Genomic DNA, 2,742 nt, shown 5'->3' with positions numbered 1-2,742 from the left:
CCTGGTCTCGGCGTCCGACGACCGCCTGCGGCTGAGACCCGCACGAAACGCCAATCAGAGCAGCGTCCGGGGCCACCAGACGCGTCAGATCGCTACGCGCTGCCGAGGTCTAGGCGTCCGACGGCCGTCCGGGGCTGGTCACCGACGGGTCGGATGTTGTTGGCGGCAGTCGTGAACTCTCGGCCGGAGATGCCACGTACGTAGGCCAGCCGCATCCAGTGCTCGTGCTCCGCGGAGTCCGAGAGGTTTTCGTTGATCACTGCCATCGGCTCGCCTTCGGCACCGAAGCGACATCCCGCACACGACAGCGCAGCAGCCGATGCGGGACATAGTCGTAGCGTTCAGGCATCTGGGGGCTTCAGGCGCATGTTCGAGGCTATTGCCAGCAGCTCCGAAATGAGAGGGACGGACGGATGATCGAAGCGGAGTTGAAGGCACGCGTCCACGCGCCGCAAGAGACGCTGCGACGGCTGGACGAGCGGGCCGAGGGGCGGGCCGAGGTGTACCAGGACACCTATTACGACACCGTTGACGGGGCCTTGGAGGCGCGAGACGAAGAGCTTCGGGTGCGGACCGTGCACGGTCCGGAGGAGACCCGCACCGTCCTCACGTACAAAGGCGCCCGGGTCGACGAGGAATCCGGGTCCAAGCCGGAGTATGAGACCCGCGTCGAGGATGCCGAGGCCGTGCACGCGACGCTGCGCGGCCTCGGCTATGTGCCGGCCATCGCGTTCGAGAAGCGGTGCAGGAACTACGCCTTCGAGGCCCGAGGGCGCCAGATGCTCGCCACTTTGGTCCGCGTCCCCGAGCTGGAGGGGACGTTCCTCGAACTGGAGACTTTGGTGGAGGAGAAGGACGTAGCCCCAGCCCTCACTGATGTCCGGACGGTCCTCGCCGAGTTGGGTGTCCGAACGGAAGACCTGACGCGCGAGCTGTACACCGCAGCAGTGAAGGCCCCGTCGCCGGGCCGCAGGACCGTGAAAGGGACGGGTAAACGGATCACCTCGGCTCGACTGAGTGGCTGGGCCACTGGCTGCGGTCTTCCGGCGGGAGGAAGAACAACCAGCCCGGCGTGACGTGGTAGGCACCCTCGCAGCCGGCGACGTCCGCTCCGTTGTGCACCGCCACGCGGTAGGCGATGCCGCTAGGGTTGCTTCGGTTTGACGGACATCCGAGATCCGGGCTTGCGCCCGGGGAGGGATGTCCATGATGGAGAACATGCCGAAGAGGAAGCCGCGGAAGCGGCGGCAGTTCACTGCCGATTTCAAGGCCGAGATCGTGGAGCTGTGCCTGCGCGGGGACCGGTCGGTGCCTGATATCTGCAAGGACTTCGACCTGACGGAGTCGGCGGTGCGACTGTGGCTGGCGCAGTCCGACGAGAGCCACCAGCCCAAGGATCTGGAACGTGACGAGCGGGCTGAGCTTGCCGAGCTGCGGCGGGAGAACCGCCGTCTGCGGGAGGACATCGAGATCCTCAAACGGGCTACGGCTTTCTTCGCGAGGGGGACCCGGTGACGGTTGATCCGTTCATCGAGGCGGAGAAGCGCGCAGGTCACAGCGTCAAACGGGCGTGTGAGCTGATGAAGGTCTCCCGGTCCGCCTACTACCAGCGGCGCCAGCCGGCCGCGGGCCCCCGCGCCCGCCAGGACGCAGAACTGACCTCGCTGATCAGTGAGGTCCACACGCAGTCACGCGGCACCTACGGCGCCCCCAGGATCCACGCGGCCCTCAAAGCGGAGGGCCGTACCTGCGGCAGGCGCAGGATCGCCCGCCTGATGCGTGACGCCGGCCTGGAAGGCCGGCACCGCCGGCGCGGGCACCGCACCACCATCGCGGATCCTGCCGCCGCTTGCCGCCCCGACCTGGTCATGCGGGACTTCACCGCCGATCCGCAGGCGGTCGACACCCGCTGGTGCGGGGACATCACCTACATCCCCACTGGCCAGGGCTGGCTCTACCTGGCCACCGTCATCGACATCGCCTCCCGCCGGGTGATCGGCTGGGCCACCTCCGACCACCTCGGAACCAGCCTGGCCGCCGACGCACTCACCGCCGCCTGCCGGCAACGCCGACCGGTCGGGTCGGTGATCTTCCACTCCGACCGCGGCACCCAGTACACCAGCCACGCCTTCGCCCGTCTGGCTGCCAGCCTGGGCATCCGGCTCTCCGTGGGACGCACCGGCGTGTGCTGGGACAACGCCCTCGCCGAATCCTTCTTCGCCACCCTCAAGAACGAACTCGTCACCCGCCACACCTGGCACACCCACGCCGCCGCCAAGACCGCGATCTTCGAGTACATAGAAGGCTGGTACAACAGCCGCCGACTTCACAGCAGCCTCGGCTACCAAAGCCCAGTCCAGTACGAAACGTCCGCAGCCTGACCAACACAACACACCTGTCCGTCAAACAGGAACAACCTCACGCTGCCGAAGTAGTCCATGGTGTCCGCTCCCGCAACGAGCATGGATGCCGCGGCCAGGTGAAGCATCGGATACAGGGGATGCGGTGACGGCCTTCTGAAGGCGCGAACCGCTCCGGTGACGGACCCGGCCGCGGCTGCGAGGATGCACAGGACGGCACCCAGAGACAGAGCCTTCAGGGATCCCGGGTATCGGCACAGGATGTAGAACTGCGACGACGGAGCGCGTAGCGATCTCATGCGCCTGGCGGCCTCGGACGGTGCTCTGGTCGGCACTGGGTGCGGGTATCAGCCCCAGACGGTCGTCGGACGCCGAGACCAGA

General features: G+C 67.3%; 1 protein-coding gene and 3 pseudogenes. 3 read left to right on the top strand and 1 reads right to left on the bottom strand.

The window, feature by feature from the left end; genetic code table 11:
- Positions 1 to 92: 92 nt before the first annotated feature.
- Positions 93 to 349 (bottom strand): annotated as a pseudogene (locus tag AB0953_RS35355) (hypothetical protein).
- A 64-nt stretch (positions 350 to 413) separates the two neighbouring features.
- On the opposite strand from AB0953_RS35355, the pseudogene cyaB reads away from it, so the two are divergent.
- From cyaB to AB0953_RS35340, 3 genes and pseudogenes are all read left to right on the top strand, one after another.
- Positions 414 to 956 (top strand): annotated as a pseudogene (gene cyaB / locus AB0953_RS35350) (class IV adenylate cyclase); the annotation flags it as partial.
- Positions 957 to 1,200: 244 nt separating this feature from the next.
- Positions 1,201 to 1,512: pseudogene (locus AB0953_RS35345) on the top strand (transposase); the annotation flags it as partial.
- Positions 1,512 to 2,381: an IS3 family transposase gene (locus AB0953_RS35340; RefSeq protein WP_366863702.1), complete on the top strand. Its 870-nt coding sequence runs from the start codon at positions 1,512 to 1,514 to the stop codon at positions 2,379 to 2,381. The pseudogene AB0953_RS35345 and the gene AB0953_RS35340, both read left to right, overlap by 1 nt.
- Positions 2,382 to 2,742 lie beyond the last annotated feature (361 nt).

It is taken from the genome of Streptomyces sp. NPDC046866 (assembly GCF_040704625.1).
Taxonomy (GTDB): Bacteria; Actinomycetota; Actinomycetes; order Streptomycetales; family Streptomycetaceae; genus Streptomyces.
Note: the sequence above shows the minus strand (reverse complement) of the source record. Positions and strands in the feature narration are given on the sequence as shown.